2 protein-coding genes are annotated in these 1610 nt (G+C 69.5%); both read right to left on the minus strand.

The window, feature by feature from the left end; all coding sequences use genetic code 11:
* Window positions 1-12 precede the first annotated feature (12 nt).
* On the minus strand, window positions 13-231 hold the full coding sequence (locus E1218_RS35690) for a hypothetical protein (RefSeq protein ID WP_132327441.1): 219 nt from the start codon (window positions 229-231) through the stop codon (window positions 13-15).
* 120 nt (window positions 232-351) lie between these two features.
* Window positions 352-1392: a LacI family DNA-binding transcriptional regulator gene (locus E1218_RS35695; RefSeq protein ID WP_132327442.1), complete on the minus strand. Its 1041-nt coding sequence runs from the start codon at window positions 1390-1392 to the stop codon at window positions 352-354.
* Between the last annotated feature and the right edge of the window lie 218 nt (window positions 1393-1610).

Below are 1610 nucleotides of genomic sequence, written 5' to 3' on the forward strand. Positions count from 1 at the left end.
GGGTGGGTGGGGCTAGTTGGTGGTGCAGGCCGGTGCCGGGTCGATCCGGTCGGCCAGTCGGAGCTCGCGTTCGGCGGCGGTCCGCAGTACGGCGCTGACCCGGGCTCGGATCGCGAGGCGGCGGCGCGGGGCCGGCTCGTCGTACGGCTGTTGCGGTGCGTTCGGAAGAGCCGACTGCGCCAGGTTGCGAGCGTTCTCGACGGCGGTGTTGCCGGCGATGAAGTACGTCATGGTTCTGCTCCCTTCCTGAGAGCGTGTTCGGTCGGCCGGCGGCCGGTCGGCCGTCGGAGGTCGTTGTTGATCGCCCCGGGAGCCGTCAGGTGGCTGCCGGGTGGTGGTGCTGTGTGGTTGTTACCTGCGCGGTGCGGGTCCGCTGCTGGCGCGGACGACGAGCTCGGTGGGCATCAGGACCTGGCGGTCGGTCGTCGCCGGGTCCAGCAGGATCCGGCCGACGGCGCGGCCCTTGTCCTTGATCGGCTGGTGGACCGTGGTCAGTCCGGCCGGCTCGGCGGCCGGGATGTCGTCGAATCCGGCCACGGTCAGATCCCGGCCGGGGATCAGTCCGCGGACCTTCATCGCCTCCATCGCGCCGAGCGCCTGGACGTCGCTCAGCCCGACGATCGCGGTCGGCCGGTCCTGGGAGTCGAGCACGTACTCGGCGCCCTTGAGACCGGAGCCGAAGGAGTTGTAGCCGCCGGAGACGATCCGCATCCGGGCGTCCGGCATCGCCTTCTCCAGGCCCTGGATCCGCGACTCGCAGTCGCTGCAGCCGACCTCGTCGAAGTTCAGCTCCACCACTCCGTCCCGCGCCTGTGCCTCGGCCTTGTCGACCAGGACGACGATGTCGCGGTGGCCGAGACGGGTCAGGTGCTGACCCAGCTTCGCGGCGGCCTCGACCTCGTCGATCGCGACCCAGCACAGGTCCGGGTGGTCGCCACGGTCGGTCGAAACCGTCGGGATCCCGCGCGCCGACAAGATGTCCACCGCCGGATGGTCGCCCGGCACGCAGAAGATCGCCGCCGCGTCGATCGCCGCCTGCTGCACCGCGTTGCTGCCGCCGACGATGTCGGCCGAGCTGAGCGGCATCAGCAGCAGGCTGGTGCTGAACTCCTCGGCGACCTCGGCCAGGCCGGCCAGGAAGCCGACCGCGTACGGGTCCGAGAACGCGTACGACAGCTTGTCGGTGAACAGCACTCCGATCGCACCGGCCTTGCCGCTGCGCAGCGCCCGGGCGGACGCGTCGGGACCGGCGTAGCCGAGCTCCTGGGCGGTGGCCAGGATCCGCTCGCGCAGTGCGGTGGAGAGCTGGTCGGGCTTGTTGTAGGCGTTGGAGACGGTCGACGGGGACACCCCGACGGCCTGCGCCACGGTCTTGAGCGTGACTCCGGCCATCTCTCGTCTCCTCTCCTCGGGACCACCCTTCGGCAGTCTTCTGAATCGATCTTCTAGATCGTTCTAGAAAAACGATACAGAAGACCCTCTAGGAGTGCAAGACATATTTCCGGCAGCACCCGCGTCCCGTCCGATCTCGTGGGTGGACCCACCGCACGCGGGGTTGACCCACCGGGATCCGGTGAGTCAACCCACAGTCTGGTGGGTCAACCCACCGG

Origin of the sequence: Kribbella turkmenica (assembly GCF_004348725.1) — a bacterium.
Lineage (GTDB): Bacteria > Actinomycetota > Actinomycetes > Propionibacteriales > Kribbellaceae > Kribbella > Kribbella turkmenica.

Excerpts from the sequence above, each read along its gene's own strand:
- E1218_RS35690 (WP_132327441.1), bottom strand. The coding sequence starts at position 231 with ATGACGTACTTCATCGCCGGCAACACCGCCGTCGAGAACGCTCGCAAC.
- E1218_RS35695 (WP_132327442.1), bottom strand. The coding sequence starts at position 1,392 with ATGGCCGGAGTCACGCTCAAGACCGTGGCGCAGGCCGTCGGGGTGTCC.